Source organism: Thermus albus, assembly GCF_022760855.1.
Classification (GTDB): domain Bacteria; phylum Deinococcota; class Deinococci; order Deinococcales; family Thermaceae; genus Thermus; species Thermus albus.
The window spans coordinates 93,555-106,781 of the sequence record NZ_JAKTNR010000006.1; the positions used below are offsets into that span (position 1 = coordinate 93,555).

General features: G+C 66.4%; 17 protein-coding genes. 12 read left to right on the forward strand and 5 right to left on the reverse strand.

Features of this window, described 5'->3' with window-relative positions; genetic code table 11:
- Positions 1-4: 4 nt before the first annotated feature.
- The 5 genes from L0D18_RS07790 (at position 5) to L0D18_RS07810 (ending at position 4,788) form a co-directional block, all read left to right on the forward strand.
- The gene (locus L0D18_RS07790) at positions 5-934 is read left to right on the forward strand and encodes a M23 family metallopeptidase (RefSeq protein ID WP_243028318.1); all 930 of its coding nucleotides are present in this window, start codon (positions 5-7) and stop codon (positions 932-934) included.
- A gap of 10 nt (positions 935-944) precedes the next feature.
- On the forward strand, positions 945-1,310 hold the full coding sequence (locus L0D18_RS07795) for a bactofilin family protein (protein ID WP_243028319.1): 366 nt from the start codon (positions 945-947) through the stop codon (positions 1,308-1,310).
- A 1-nt stretch (position 1,311) separates the two neighbouring features.
- Positions 1,312-2,169 carry an acetyl-CoA carboxylase, carboxyltransferase subunit beta gene (accD, locus tag L0D18_RS07800; RefSeq protein ID WP_243028320.1) on the forward strand — a complete coding sequence of 286 codons (858 nt, stop codon included), beginning with the start codon at positions 1,312-1,314 and terminating at the stop codon, positions 2,167-2,169.
- On the forward strand, positions 2,153-3,103 hold the full coding sequence (locus L0D18_RS07805) for an acetyl-CoA carboxylase carboxyltransferase subunit alpha (protein WP_243028321.1): 951 nt from the start codon (positions 2,153-2,155) through the stop codon (positions 3,101-3,103). The genes accD and L0D18_RS07805 overlap by 17 nt, the downstream gene beginning before the upstream one ends.
- A 68-nt stretch (positions 3,104-3,171) precedes the next feature.
- Complete coding sequence (locus L0D18_RS07810; protein WP_243028322.1) at positions 3,172-4,788, forward strand: PEGA domain-containing protein; 1,617 nt, start codon at positions 3,172-3,174, stop codon at positions 4,786-4,788.
- 142 nt (positions 4,789-4,930) lie between these two features.
- On the opposite strand, the gene L0D18_RS07815 is transcribed toward L0D18_RS07810, so the two are convergent.
- Entirely contained in the window at positions 4,931-5,563 is a 633-nt protein-coding gene (locus tag L0D18_RS07815) for a DUF1648 domain-containing protein (protein ID WP_243028323.1), read from the reverse strand.
- Positions 5,564-5,593: 30 nt separating this feature from the next.
- Between L0D18_RS07815 and L0D18_RS07820 the strand changes: the two genes are divergently transcribed.
- The 3 genes from L0D18_RS07820 to L0D18_RS07830 are packed head-to-tail and all read left to right on the forward strand — an operon-like array spanning position 5,594 to position 7,129.
- Positions 5,594-6,286, forward strand: a complete 693-nt coding sequence (locus L0D18_RS07820; protein ID WP_243028324.1) for an NTP transferase domain-containing protein — start codon at positions 5,594-5,596, stop codon at positions 6,284-6,286.
- Between the two features lie 4 nt (positions 6,287-6,290).
- Positions 6,291-6,830 carry a CBS domain-containing protein gene (locus tag L0D18_RS07825; RefSeq protein ID WP_243028325.1) on the forward strand — a complete coding sequence of 180 codons (540 nt, stop codon included), beginning with the start codon at positions 6,291-6,293 and terminating at the stop codon, positions 6,828-6,830.
- A 59-nt stretch (positions 6,831-6,889) separates the two neighbouring features.
- Positions 6,890-7,129 carry a ferredoxin gene (locus tag L0D18_RS07830; RefSeq protein ID WP_015716251.1) on the forward strand — a complete coding sequence of 80 codons (240 nt, stop codon included), beginning with the start codon at positions 6,890-6,892 and terminating at the stop codon, positions 7,127-7,129.
- A gap of 62 nt (positions 7,130-7,191) precedes the next feature.
- Here L0D18_RS07830 and L0D18_RS07835 read toward each other — a convergent pair whose 3' ends face one another.
- The 3 genes from L0D18_RS07835 to L0D18_RS07845 form a co-directional block, all read right to left on the reverse strand.
- On the reverse strand, positions 7,192-7,665 hold the full coding sequence (locus L0D18_RS07835; RefSeq protein WP_243028326.1) for a GNAT family N-acetyltransferase: 474 nt from the start codon (positions 7,663-7,665) through the stop codon (positions 7,192-7,194).
- Between the two features lie 90 nt (positions 7,666-7,755).
- Positions 7,756-7,977: a cold-shock protein gene (locus L0D18_RS07840; protein WP_014516375.1), complete on the reverse strand. Its 222-nt coding sequence runs from the start codon at positions 7,975-7,977 to the stop codon at positions 7,756-7,758.
- 114 nt (positions 7,978-8,091) lie between these two features.
- Positions 8,092-9,135, reverse strand: coding sequence for a DnaJ C-terminal domain-containing protein (locus L0D18_RS07845; protein ID WP_243028327.1), 1,044 nt, complete (start codon positions 9,133-9,135; stop codon positions 8,092-8,094).
- A gap of 162 nt (positions 9,136-9,297) precedes the next feature.
- On the opposite strand from L0D18_RS07845, the gene L0D18_RS07850 reads away from it, so the two are divergent.
- Positions 9,298-10,359 (forward strand): alanine--glyoxylate aminotransferase family protein, encoded by a 1,062-nt coding sequence (locus L0D18_RS07850; RefSeq protein ID WP_243028328.1) that lies wholly within the window; start codon positions 9,298-9,300, stop codon positions 10,357-10,359.
- On the opposite strand, the gene L0D18_RS07855 is transcribed toward L0D18_RS07850, so the two are convergent.
- Complete coding sequence (locus tag L0D18_RS07855) at positions 10,351-11,127, reverse strand: undecaprenyl-diphosphate phosphatase (protein WP_479725462.1); 777 nt, start codon at positions 11,125-11,127, stop codon at positions 10,351-10,353. The genes L0D18_RS07850 and L0D18_RS07855 overlap by 9 nt on opposite strands.
- A gap of 53 nt (positions 11,128-11,180) precedes the next feature.
- On the opposite strand from L0D18_RS07855, the gene ispD reads away from it, so the two are divergent.
- From ispD to L0D18_RS07870, 3 genes are read left to right on the forward strand one after another with little or no spacing between them, the layout of a single operon-like run.
- Positions 11,181-11,819 carry a 2-C-methyl-D-erythritol 4-phosphate cytidylyltransferase gene (gene ispD / locus L0D18_RS07860; RefSeq protein ID WP_243028355.1) on the forward strand — a complete coding sequence of 213 codons (639 nt, stop codon included), beginning with the start codon at positions 11,181-11,183 and terminating at the stop codon, positions 11,817-11,819.
- Positions 11,807-12,625: a 4-(cytidine 5'-diphospho)-2-C-methyl-D-erythritol kinase gene (gene ispE, locus L0D18_RS07865; protein ID WP_243028330.1), complete on the forward strand. Its 819-nt coding sequence runs from the start codon at positions 11,807-11,809 to the stop codon at positions 12,623-12,625. Before ispD ends, ispE begins: the two co-directional genes overlap by 13 nt.
- Positions 12,612-13,181, forward strand: a complete 570-nt coding sequence (locus L0D18_RS07870) for a TenA family protein (protein ID WP_243028331.1) — start codon at positions 12,612-12,614, stop codon at positions 13,179-13,181. The genes ispE and L0D18_RS07870 overlap by 14 nt, the downstream gene beginning before the upstream one ends.
- Positions 13,182-13,227 lie beyond the last annotated feature (46 nt).

Sequence of the window (13,227 nt, forward strand, 5' to 3'; positions counted from 1 at the left end):
CCGGATGAGGCGGCGGCACAAGGGGCCCGTGCGCTACACCCTGTTCCTGGCCCGAAGCGGCGGGGGAAGCCGAATGGTTTCCCTTCCGGGATGGGGTGTGGCCTTGATCCTCTTCCTCCTGGCCCTCTGGACGGGGGCCAACCTGTACTTCTGGCACAAGGGCCGGGAGGCCCGCATCCTGGAGGTTCGCCTCCAGGCCCTTTCCCAGGAGGCCCGGAGGCTTTCCTTGGCCCTCGAGGCGGAACGGGCCAAAAACGGGGCCCTCTCGGAGGAGGCCAAACGCACCAAAAAGGAGCTGGAGGAGATCAAGAAGGCCATAGAGGAACTCCGCCGCCGGGCGGGGCTTTCCCCCATAAACGCCCTTCCCGTGCGCTACCAGGAGGGAGGAAAAGGGGGCGGGGCCATGGCGGCTTTGGGGGAGCCCTTGGCGGAGTGGGCGGAGGTGCGGGCCGAGGTCTTAGACCTGAGAAACCAGCTTAAGGAGGTGGTCCCGGCCTTGGAGCGGACCCTCGAGGTGGAGCGAAGCCTTCCCCGGGGCCTGCCCCTCAGGGGATACCGGGGAGTCACCTCCTACTTCGGCATGCGCAAGAACCCCTTCGGCCCGGGGTACGAGTTCCACGACGGCCTGGACTTCGCCGCTCCCTATGGGGCTCCCGTCTACGCCACGGGAAGCGGGGTGGTGGCCCGCACCGGATGGATGGGGGCCTATGGCCTGGCCGTCCTTCTGGACCACGCGGAAGGGTATCAAACCCTCTATGGCCACCTTTCCCGCTTGGCGGTGCGCCCCGGGCAGAGGGTGGAAAAGGGGCAGGTCCTGGGGTACGTGGGCTCCACGGGCCGTTCCACCGGTCCCCACCTCCACTACAGCGTCTACCGTTACGGTTCCCCCTTGGACCCCAGGCCCTACCTAGACCCCCTTTGGGCCTCCCGTTAAAATGGGGCGGATGTTGGGGAGGAGGCAGACGGGGGCCCTCACCTACCTGGGGCCCGACACCGAGGTCCTGGGGGACCTGAAGGCCAAGGGCCAGGTGCGCATCGACGGCCTGGTCAAGGGCTCGGTCTACGTGGAAGGGGAGTTGGAGGTGGGCCGCACGGGCCGGGTGGAGGGGGAGAGGGTGGAGGCGGGGAGCGTCCAGATCCACGGGGAGGTCAAGGCCGACTTAGTGGCCACCAAGGTCAGCCTTTCCAAGACGGCCCGCTTCACCGGCACCATTCGGGCCCAGGCCTTGGATGTGGAGGCGGGGGCGGTCTTCATCGGCCAGAGCCTGGCGGGGGAGACCAGGGCCTTAGAGGCCCCCAAGGAGGCGTAGCGTGGCCCTAGAGCGGCTTTTCCGAAGGAAAAGGCCCAGCGGGGAGAACCGGGACGTCCCCGAGCTTTGGACCAAGTGCGAGGCCTGTGGGGCGGGGCTTTACAAGAAGGAGTTTAAAGAGAACCTCTACGTCTGCCCCAAGTGCGGCCACCACCACCGGGTTTCCGCCTCGGAACGCGTGGAGATGTTGGCCGATCCCGGAACCTTCCAGGAGATCACCCGGCTTAGGCCCTTGGACCCTTTGGGCTTCGTGGACACCAAACCCTACAGGGAAAGGCTTAAGGCTTACCAAGAGGAAACCGGCCGCCCCGACGCCATCCTGGGGGGTACCTGCGCCATCGGGGGGGTGCCTGCGGTCCTCATGGTCATGGACTATGCCTTCGCTGGCGGCTCCATGGGCAGCGTGGTGGGAGAGGAGATCGCCCGGGGGGCGGAACGGGCGGCGGAGGAAGGCCGGGCCCTGGTGATCGTGGCCGCCTCGGGGGGGGCCAGGATGCAGGAGGCGGCCCTTTCCCTCATGCAGATGGCCAAGACGGTGATGAGCCTGGACCGCCTTTGGGAAAGGCGGCTTCCCTACGTGTCCATCCTCACGGATCCCACCACCGGGGGGGTTACCGCCAGCTTCGCCGCCTTGGCCGACGTGATCTTCGCCGAGCCCGGGGCCTTGATCGGCTTTGCCGGGCCCAGGGTTATCCGCCAGACCATCCGCCAGGAGCTCCCCGAGGGCTTCCAGCGCTCGGAGTTCTTGCTGAAGCACGGCATGGTGGACCGGGTCACGGACCGTAGGAGGCTCAAGGCGGAAGTGGTCCAGGTCCTCCGCCACCTGCACCCCGGGGTTTCCTATGGCACTGGAGTTTGAAAAGCCCATCCTAGAGCTGGAAAAACGCATCGCCGAGCTGAAGGAGACGGCCCGCACCACGGGGGTGGACCTCGAGGCGGAGCTCCGCCTCCTGGAGGAGCGGCTTTCCCGGCTTAAGAAGGAGGTCTACGGTAGCCTCACCCCTTGGCAGAGGGTGCAGCTGGCCCGCGCCCCGGGCCGCCCCACCACCTTGGACGTCCTGGAGAAGGCCTTCCAGGACTTTTTGGAACTCCATGGGGATAGGGCCTTTGCCGATGATCCCGCCATGGTGGGGGGCCTCGCTTACCTGGAGGGGGAGAAGGTGGTGGTGGTGGGCCACCAAAAGGGGCGGGACACCAAGGAGAACCTGCAGCGCAACTTCGGCATGCCCCATCCCGAGGGGTACCGCAAGGCCATGCGCCTCATGGACCTGGCGGACCGCTTCGGCCATCCCTTCATTTCCTTCATTGACACCCCGGGGGCCTACCCGGGGGTTTCCGCGGAGGAGCGGGGCCAGGCCTGGGTCATCGCCCAGAGCATCCAGCGCATGAGCCGCCTGAGGGTTCCCGCCATCGCCCTCATCCTGGGGGAGGGGGGAAGCGGGGGGGCCTTGGCCATCGGGGTGGCCAACCGGGTCCTCATCATGGAAAACGCCTGGTACTCGGTGATCAGCCCCGAGTCCTGCGCGGCCATCCTCTGGCGGGAGGCCAAGGAGGCGCCCAAGGCCGCCGAGGCCCTGAAGCTCACGCCCACGGACCTTCTGGCCCAGAAGGTGGTGGACGCCATCGTTCCCGAGCCCGAGGGCGGGGCCCACAAGGATCCCTTGAAGGCTATCCAGAACATCAAGGAAGCCCTCCTAAGGGCCCTCGAGGAGCTCAAGGGGCTTTCCCCGGAGGAACTCTACCAGGACCGTTACCGCCGCTTCCGCACCTTAGGGGCCTACGCCGAGTCTTAAGGGGCCTTGGCCTTTTTCCCTCAGGATTTTCACAGGGAGGCTTTAGCCTGAGGGCGGAGGTGAGGGCTATGCGGAAACTGCTTTTGGCCATTTTGGGTTTGGGGGCGGCGTTGGCCCAGCAGATAAGCCCCCAGGGCATCCTCGTGAACCCGGTGCCCACCGACCTTCAGGTAAGGGTTTGGGTGGACAAGGATCCAGGAAAGCGGGGCACCAGCGTTTATCAGATCGGTGAGCCCATCTTCATCTACGTGAACGTGAACCAGGATGCCTATGTCTACCTTTTCAACATCAACGCGGATGGCAAGATTGACCCCATTCTGCCCAACGCCTTTGAGCGGGACAACTTCCTTAGGGCTGGGGAAACCCGGCGCTTTCCCCCGGAAGGAGGCCGCTACCGTTACACGGTGACCGGCCCGGAAGGGGAGGACCGCATCCTGGCGGTGGCCAGCAAGCGCCCCCTCTCCTTGGGGGAGATCCTGGATGTAGAGGCAAACCGGCTGCGGGTGCAAGGGGCGGAAGGCCTGGCCCGGGCGCTTTCCATTGTGGTGGAGCCCCTTCCCCCCAAGGACTGGGTCACGGACGTGGCCCGCTACTACGTGGGCCGGGTGACAGCACCTCCACCTAGCCCGGCCCTGGCCACCTTGGTGGTGGACTCCAGGCCCACCGGCGCCGAGGTCTACCTCAACGGCCGGCTTTCCGGGCGCACTCCCCTTACCCTCCAGGTGAACCCCGGCCGGCAGGAGGTGGAGGTGAGGCTTGCCGGGTACCAGCCCTACCGGGTGATGGTGAACCCCAAGCCGGGAGAGCGGGTGCAGGTGTTCGCCCAGCTGGTGCCCGAGCCCAGGCAGGGGACCCTTTCCATCACCTCTAGCCCCCCGGGGGCCGAGGTGTATGTGGAAGGTACCCTTAGGGGCCGCACTCCCCTTTCCTTAACCCTCCCCGAGGGCCGTTACCAGGTGGAGCTTAGGCTGGCCGGCTACGAGTCCTACCGGGCCCAGGTCCAGGTGCGGAGGGGCGAGACCACTAGGCTAGAGGTGCGCCTTAACCCCGTTCCCCGCACCGGGACCCTCCTCCTGGAGTCCAGCCCCACGGGGGCCGAGGTCTACGTGAACGGCGCCTTGCGGGGCCGCACGCCCTTGCGGCTGGTTTTGGACGAGGGAACCTACCGGGTGGAGTTCAGGGCACCCGGCTATGAACCCTATAGCGCTTCCGTGCGGGTGGAGCGGGGCCGGGAGACCCGGGTTTCCGCCAGCCTTAGGCCCATCCGCACCGGGGAGCTTTACCTGGAGGCCAGGCCCGAGGGGGCCGAGGTCTATGTGGATGGCCGCCTCATGGGCCGGGCGCCCTTGAGGATAAGCCTGGAGGCCGGTCTCCATGAGGTGCGGGTCCTGGCCCCGGGGTACGGGGAGTACCGGGCCCAGGTGGAGGTGCGTCCAGGGGAGAGCGTGCGGCTTTACGTGGAGCTGGTCCCGGTGCGGGCGGTCCTGGAGCTCTACCTGAATGTGGAGGCCAGGGTCTTCCTGGATGGGGAGGAGGTAGGGGTGGCCAAGGGGGGGTATCTGCGCCTCGAGGCCCCCTTTGGCCAGCACGAGCTCACCCTGGTGGCCCCGGGGTACCGCACCCTGGTGGAAACCGTGCGCATCACCGGAAACCAGGTGCTGCGGTTTACCCTTAGGCCCCTTTGATACCACCCCACCCTGGCGCAAGCCAGGGTGGGGGCCCCGGAAAGGACCTCCGATAGGGGTCTTTTGGGGATACCACCCTTACCGGGCTTTGCCGGGATAGGTTCCGGCAAAGCCCATTTCCATCTCTTGCCCATAAGGAGGCCTAGCGGAGCTTTTCCCCTTTTCCAGCCCAGAGGGAGAAGAGGACCAGGTACAGGCCCCCTAGGACCAGGGCCAGGAGCCAGGTCCAAAGCCAAGGCCCCTTTCCCCCCAAAAGGGCCACCACCCAGGCCAGGATGCCCAGGAGGGCAAGGACCCAGCCCGCCCGCCTTTGGGTTTTCCGCCAGACCTCGGGGTCCGCCAGGGTCCAGGGGGTGCGGACCCCGGCCACGGGATTAGGGGGAAGGTGAGGGAGGAGTAGGCCTAGGGCCAGGAAGACCAGGCCTACCCCTACAAAAAGAGCCCTTCCCAGAGGGAAGGGTATCCCCTGGGCCTGGGCCCAAGCGGCGTAGAGAAGGATGCCTTGCAGGAGGGTAAAGCTCCAGACCATGGCCGCTTCCAGCCAAGGCCAGATGGAAGACGGCTTCCCGCCAAGCCGGGGGGCTAGGGCCAAAAGGGGATAGAGGAGGAAGGTCACAAAAAGGGGCAGGAGGAAGATCTCCAGGCGGCTTCCGTAACGGGTGACTTCCCCCTGGGCGTTCCAGTGGGCGGGGATGGAGGATGGCAGATGGGGATAGGCGTAGAGGGTGAGGGCCCAAAGGAGAAAAAGGCCTAAAGGCGCCAACCAGCGGACCATGCCCAAAGGATAAGCCGTTAGCATAGGGGCGTGGAGGCCATCGTCTTGGGAGGCGGCGAGGAGGCTTGGGCCCGCAAGTACGGGGTGCGGAGCAAGGCCCTGGTGCCCTATCGGGGCAGGCCCATGGCGGAGTGGGTGCTTTCCGCCCTGCAGGAGGCAGGGCTTTCCGCCATCTACGTGGGGGAGAACCCAGGCCTAGCCCCCTCCCCCCGCCTTACCCTGCCCGACACCGGGAGTCTGCTTGGCAATCTGGAGGCGGCCTTGGGGCACGTGGAGGGCCGGGTCCTGGTGGCCACCGCGGACATCCCCCACCTAACCGCGGAGGCGGTGCGCTTCGTGCTGGAGAAGGCCCCGGAAGCCGCCCTGGTTTACCCCATCGTGCCCAAAGGGGCGGTGGAGGCCCGTTTTCCCCATACCCGGCGCACCTACGCCCGGCTTAGGGAAGGGGTCTTCACCGGGGGAAACCTGTTGCTTTTGCACAAGGAGCTCTTCTTCCAGGCCCTGCCCCTGGCCAAAAGGGTGGTGGCCCTAAGGAAGAAACCCTTGGCCCTGGCCCGGCTCATCGGCTTGGATATCCTCCTCAAGCTTCTCCTGGGCCGGCTTACCCTTCCTGAGCTGGAGGCGCGGGCCAGGGGGATCCTGGGGGTGGAGGCCAGGGCCCTCATTACCCCCTACCCCGAGGTGGGGGTGGACGTGGACCGGGAGGAGGACCTGGTAAGCTAAGCCCATGCGTACGGTGAAGGAACTCCGCCTGGCCGGGCTTTTCGCCTATTTGGCTGCCTTGGTGCTGGGCCTTCTTTTTTCCTACCTCCTCCACTCCCTCCTGGGGGGCGGGGGCAGGCTGGGGTGGGAGCACTTTAACTTTACCGGCCTCCTGGAAGGGCTAGGGTTTCTCCTCTTCTTCACCTTTGCCCTCTACGTGGCCAAGAAGGCGGTGCGGGTGCCCTGCACCACCTTGCTCACCGCCGGGCTTCTCTGGCCCACCCCGGCCCGCCGCTTGGCGAAGCCTTTGCCCCGGGTGGAGGCCCTGGAGGCCTACGAGGGCCGGGGGGTGGCCCTTTTGGTGCAGGAGGGGCGCCCGGTGGGGCTTTTGGGCCTTTCCGACCACATCCTGCCCTTAGAGGAAGTGCCCAGCGTGGAGGCCGAGGTGGCGGTGAGCGAGCTTTCCCCCCTTTTTCTCCGCCAACCCCTGGTCCTGGTGGTTAAGGGGGAGGAGGTCATAGGGGCCATCTCCCGGGAGGCCTTTTTCCGGTATCTGGGTGCCTAGGGCCTTGACAAGGGGGAGGCTGCCCTAAAATAGGGGGAGGGTGGCTTAGGAGGTGAAGGATGCCGCACGTGATCTGTGAACCCTGCATCGGCGTAAAGGACCAGTCCTGCGTGGAGGTCTGCCCCGTGGAGTGCATCTACGACGGGGGGGACCAGTTCTACATCCACCCCGAGGAGTGCATTGACTGCGGGGCCTGTGTGCCCGCCTGCCCGGTGAACGCCATCTTCCCTGAGGAGGACGTTCCCGAGCAGTGGAAGTCCTACATTGAGAAAAACCGCAAGCTGGCTGGCCTAGGCTAGTCCACGGGATGGGCTATGGGCTTTTCGCCCCACCTGGACCGTTGTCCGGGTGGGTGATCTTCTTATAGCTCTCGCACGTACCAGCTTAGGGTGGGGCCCCCGTCTTTCACGTGGCGGAAGCCCTGGGCCCGGAAGAAGTCCTTAGCCCGGGCGTTGTTGCCGTAGACCACCGCATAAAGCCGCTCGGCCCCCGTAAGGTGGTTTAGGAGATGCTCCAGAGCCCTCCGCCCTAGGCCCTGGCCCTGGCGGTCTTCCCGGATGAGGAGGAGGCTTAGGGTGGCGTCCTCGGGTTCGGGGTAGTGGAGCTTGTAGTCCAGGTAGCCCACCACCTCCTCCTCCAGGAGGAGGAGAAAGGCCCGGCGGCGCTCGTCCCTTTCTAGGGTGGCCAGGTCCCGGGCCACGTCCTCGAGGGTGGGGGGATCCATGCCGATGAGGGCGAAGTACCCTGGGCTTCGCAGGAAGAGCCCGTGCAAAAGGGGTGCGTCTGCAGGGAGCACGGGGCGTAGGCTCAGGTTAAGGGTCCGCATCCCTCCCATGCTACCGGCCCGAGCCTGAGAATGGGGTGATGGGTTCCCCAAAAGTTTAGCGCCGTGGGGAGGTCTCCCCACGGCGGTCCAGGTTACCCTTTACCTGCGGGCCGGCTCCACCACGGTGACGTTCACCGCCTGGGGGCCCTTGCCGTTCTTGCCCGGCTCCACGTCAAAGGTGACGATGTCGCCCTCGTTCAGGGTGCGGAACCCCTTGGCGTTGATGGCGCTGAAGTGGACGAACACATCCGTGTCGCCCTCGCGCTCAATGAAGCCGTAGCCCTTCTCCGCGTTGAACCACTTGACCCGACCCTTCTGCATACCGCTCCTTCTCTTCCAGGCCCTTAGGCCCGTATCCGGGGCTTTAGGGGTTGCTTTAGACCCCAGGGGCCACCCTATAGCCACCCGGAATGCCTCAGTGTACCACGAGGGGTCCTATTTGCGAAAGAGCCCCTTGAGCTTTTCCCAAAGGCCCTCGGGGGCCACTTTTTCCCCCACCTCCTCCGCGTAGGCCCTAAGGAGTTCCCTGGCCTTGGGGCTGAGGTTTTTGGGTACGGAAAGCTCCACCACCACCCTTAAGGCTCCCCGGCCTCCGGGGTAGGGGAGGCCTTCTCCGGGAAGCTCAAACACTTCCCCGGGCCCCGTGCCCGGGGGGATGTCCAAGGGTATGGGCCCAGAGAGCCCTGGTACCTCTACGCGGGTGCCCAGGGCTGCCTGGGCTAGGCCGATCCTCAGGCGGTAGACCAGGTGGGGGCCTTCCCGTTCTAGATGGGGGTGGGGGCGGATTCTAAGGCGCACGTAGAGGTCCCCGGGGCCTCCTTTGGCCAGGTTGCCGTAGCCCGGGACCCGTAGGAGGTGGTCCTCGTCCATGCCCGGGGGGATGGTGATCTGCACCCTCTCCTCCCGGGCCACCCGTCCCCGGCCCCGGCAGGTGGGGCAGGTTTCCGCCAGGAGGTAGCCCTGCCCTTTACAGTGGGGGCAGGTGGAGCGGGTTACGAAGCCGGAAAAGAGGCCCTGGCGGTAGGTTTCCACCACCCCGCGGCCTCCGCAGGTGGGGCAGGCCACCCGCTTGCCCCCCTGGCCGTGGCAGGATTCGCAAGGGACCAGCCGGGCATAGGCCACCTCCACCTCCTTTCCCTTGACCAGGTCTTCCAAATCCACCTCCACCTGGGCCTCGAGGTCCTCCCCCCGGGGAGCGGTGCGCCGGGAGCGGAAGCCGAAGACCTGGGCGAAGAGGTCAAAGAGGTCCTCGGCTTGCAACTCCGGCGCCCCCAGAAGCCCCCGGTCGTACTGGGCCCGCTTCTCGGGGTCGGAGAGGATGGCGTAGGCCTCGTTGATCTCCTTGAAGCGCTCCTCGGCCTCCTTGTCCCCGGGGTTGCGGTCGGGATGGTACTGGAGGGCGAGCCTTCGGTAGGCCTTTTTGATCTCCTCCTGGGTGGCCTCCCGGCCCACCCCCAGAATGGCGTAGTAATCCTTCATCCATTAAGCACTTTACAAGGAAAGGGGCTTAGGCTAAAGTATTCCCCAATGAGGCTCCTGCGAGCTATCCGGTAGGGGGCCCCTTCCTTCGGGAAGGGCCCCCCCGGTCTGGCCGCGGGGGCTTTTCTTATGCCCGCTTCCCACGGGCGTAGAGGAGGCGAGATGCTGCTTCTGACCCCTGGACCCACCCCCATCCCGGAACGTGTGCAGAAGGCCCTTATGCGTCCCATGCGCGGCCACCTGGACCCTGAGGTGCTGGTGATGAACCGAGCCATCCAGGAGAGGCTCCGCTGGCTTTTTGACCCCGGAGAGGGAGCCTTGGTGGCCGCTTTGGCGGGCTCGGGAAGCCTGGGCATGGAGGCCGGCCTGGCCAACCTGGATCGGGGCCCTGTTTTGGTGCTGGTGAACGGGGCCTTCTCCCGAAGGGTGGCGGAGATGGCCCAGGTGCACGGCCTGGAGCCCACGGTTTTGGAGTTTCCCCCGGGCGAGCCCGTGGACCCGGAGGCCGTGGCCCAGGCCCTAAGGCAAAGGCCCTACCGCATGGTGGCCCTGGTGCACGGGGAAACCTCCACCGGGGTGCTGAACCCGGCCCGGGAGATCGGGGCCCTGGCCCAGGAGGCCGGGGCCCTTTTCTTTTTGGATGCCGTCACCACCCTGGGGATGCTTCCCTTCTCCATGCGGGAGATGGGGGTGGACTACGCCTTCACGGGGAGCCAGAAGTGCCTCTCCGCCCCCCCGGGTTTGGCCCCGGTGGCGGTGAGCCTCGAGGCCCGCCGGGCCTTCACCGCTAGGCGAGGCTGGTACCTGGACCTGGAGCGGGTGGCGGAGCATTGGGAGCGGGGGGGGTACCATCACACCACCCCGGTCCTCCTGCACTACGCCCTTCTGGAGGCCCTGGACCTGGTCCTGGAGGAGGGGGTGGAGGCCCGCCAAAAGCGGGCCCAGGAGGTGTACGCCTGGCTCCTTGGGGAGCTGGAGGAGCGGGGCTTTCGCCTCTACCCCAAGGCCAGCCCCTTGCCCACCGTTTTGGTGGTGCGCCCGCCTGAGGGGGTGGAGGCGGATCGCCTGGTGAAAGGCCTTTACGCCCAAGGGGTGGCGGTGGCGGGGGGGATCGGGCCCACCCGGGGCCAGGTGCTGCGGCTTGGCCTCATGGGGGAGGGGGCCAGGCGGGAGCTTTACCAGGGATTCCTCAAGGCCCTGGACCGGGTCCTGGCCCTAGCGTAGAAAGAAGTAGGCATAGACCAGGGCCAGGGCCATGCGGTAGAGGGCAAAGGGCCTGAAGCCGTGGCGCTCCACAAAGGAAAGCATCCAACGCACCGTGAGGAGGGCGGTGACCAAGGCGGCGAGGAAGCCCACCACGAGGAGGGTCCAGCCCCCTTGGGGCACGGCCGGGGCGCTTTTGAGGAGGTCGTAGCCCACGGCGGCCAGCATGGTGGGCAGGGCCAGGAGGAAGCTGAACTCTGCCGCCGCCTTGCGCCTTAGGCCCAAAAGAAGCCCCCCCAGGATGGTGGCCCCGCTCCGGCTGGTGCCCGGGAAGAGGGCGGCAAGCCCCTGGAAAACCCCGATCAGGGCCACCCGGGCCAGGGGTAGCTCCAGCACATCCCTATAGCGGGCCCGTTCTGCCACGCGGTCCGCCAGGAGGAGGACCAGGCCCACGAAGAAGAGGAAGAAGACCACGATGCCGTCATCCCCCAGGATCTTCCCCTTGATGAGAGGGTAGAGGAGGAAGCCCATGGCGGCGGTGGGTAGGAAGGCTGCCCCTATGCGCAGCCAAAGGGCCCGGTCCACCGCAAAACGCCGGCCGTAAAGCAGCAAAATGGCCAGGATGGCCCCCAGCTGGATGGCGATGAGGAAGGTTTTCAGGAAGGGGTCTTCCTGGATAGGCAGGCCCAGGAGGTGAAAGAGCAAGGTGAGGTGGCCGGTGGAGGACACGGGTAGGAACTCGGTGAGGCCCTCCACCACCCCTAAGAGAAGGGCTTCCCAAAGGCTCATGGCGCCCATGCTACCATGGGGACGTGGCGGCTTTGCCTGGAGGTGAGCCCACGATGTACTCCGTCCTCATCCCTGCCGCTGGGAACGGGGAGCGGCTGGGCCTAGGGCCCAAGGCCTTCCTGCGGGTAGGGGGGAGGACCCTTTTGGAGTGGGCCTTGGGGGCCTTCCAGCAGGCGGCGGAGGTCCTGGTGGCCCTTCCCCCGGGAGCGGAGGCCCCTAGGGGGCTTCGCGCCACCTTTCTGGAGGGGGGCAGGACCCGGCAGGAGTCGGTTTCCCGCCTTTTGGAGGCGGCAAGCCTCCCCTTGGTCCTGGTGCACGACGTGGCCCGGCCCTTCGTGAGCCGGGGGCTTATAGGGCGGGTCCTCGAGGCCACCCGCACCACGGGGGCCGCGGTGCCGGTTCTGCCCCTTCCCGACACCCTCATCCGGCCAGAGGGGGAGGCCTACGGGGAGGTGGTGCCCCGGGAGGCCCTGCGCCTGGTCCAGACCCCCCAGGGCTTCTTCACCGCCCTTTTGCGGGAGGCCCATGCCTACGCCAGGAGGCGGGGGCTTTCCGCCACCGACGACGCCCAGCTGGTGAGGGCCCTGGGGTATCCCGTGGCCCTGGTGGCGGGGGAGAGGACGGCTTTCAAGATCACCTATCCGGAGGACCTTCCCGTGGCGGAGGCCTTGGCGCGGGTATGGAACGCCTAGCGGTGGCCAAGGTGAACCTGGGCCTTTCCCTCCTCGGCAAGAGGCCGGATGGCTATCACGAGCTTCATACCCTTTTTGCCGCTCTTTCCTTCGGGGATAGGCTCTTTTTGGAACCCATCCCCGAGGGGATTGAGTTCCGCGGGCGCTACGGGCGGAGGAACCTGGCCTACCGGGCGGCGGCGGCGTACCTGGAGGCGGCAGGCTGGCCCGGGGGGGTGCGCATCGTATTGGAAAAGGCCCTACCCGAAGGGGCAGGCCTGGGCGGGGGAAGCTCGGACGCCGCCCAGGTGCTTTTGGGCTTGAAGGAGCTCTACCCGGCGGAGGTGGACCTCCAGGCCCTTGCCCTTTCCCTGGGGGCGGATGTGCCCTTCTTCCTCCGAGGGGGGGTGGCGGAGGCCCGCGGGGTGGGGGAGAGGTTAAGGCCCCTTTCCCTACCCCCTCTTTTCGTGGTGGTCTTTTCCTCGGGCCTGCGCCTTCCTACCCCCAGGGTCTATGCGGAGGTCAAGCCCCACGACTTCGGGCCCGACCTCCCCGTGGGGGAGATCCTCGAGGCCCTGGAAAGAGGGGAGGAGCCCCCCTACTGGAATAGCCTCGAGGCTCCGGCCTTCCGCCTTTATCCAGAACTCCGCCGGGTGAAGGCCAGGCTGCGGGATCAGGGGCTAAGGGGGGTGCTCATGACGGGCTCGGGTAGCGCCTTTTTTGGGTTTGCAAAGAGCGAGGACCACGCCAGGAAGGTGGCGGAAGCCCTCCGGCATTCAGGGTATGTGCGCTATGGGGTCCTGGGGGGGGATCATGGGGCTGTTTAGGGACCTGTTTGGCTGTTGCCCCAAGGCCCTGGAGGAGATCAAGGCCTTGCCCATCCGCTGGGATGAGGAACGCTTCGCCTTTTGGCTCAAACAGGACTTCCCCTTTGTGGAGGCCTTATACCGGTTTCAGGTGGGGCTTTTGCGGGATGCCCCTCATCCCCACCGGGCTCCTTTGGTCCAGGCCCTCATGGCCACGGTGGAGGAGCTGGACTGGCTTCTTTCCCAAGGGGCGGATCCTAAGGAGCCAGTCCATCCGGTGCGGCAGGAGTACGTCGCCCTGCTCCAGGAGATGGAGGGGTTTTCCTACCCCTACCGCCTGGTCTTCTTCTACTTCTTGAACCACCTTTTCCTGGAGGCCTGGAACGCCCACGTGGAGGGGGATGGACCCTGGCAGGAACTTTCCCAACATTGGGCGGCTCCCGAGTTCCAAGCGGTGCTCTTTGACCTGGAGGTGATGGCCCAGGGCCAGGTGGAGGGGCTGGATCCTGGGGTGGTCGAGCGCTACCTGGCCCGCATCCTGGAGATGGAAAAGAAAGTCTGGAGCCTCCTCCTTTAGGCGGAGGCGGGAGGGGAAAGGGCCCCGGATTCCGGGGCCCCTGGTC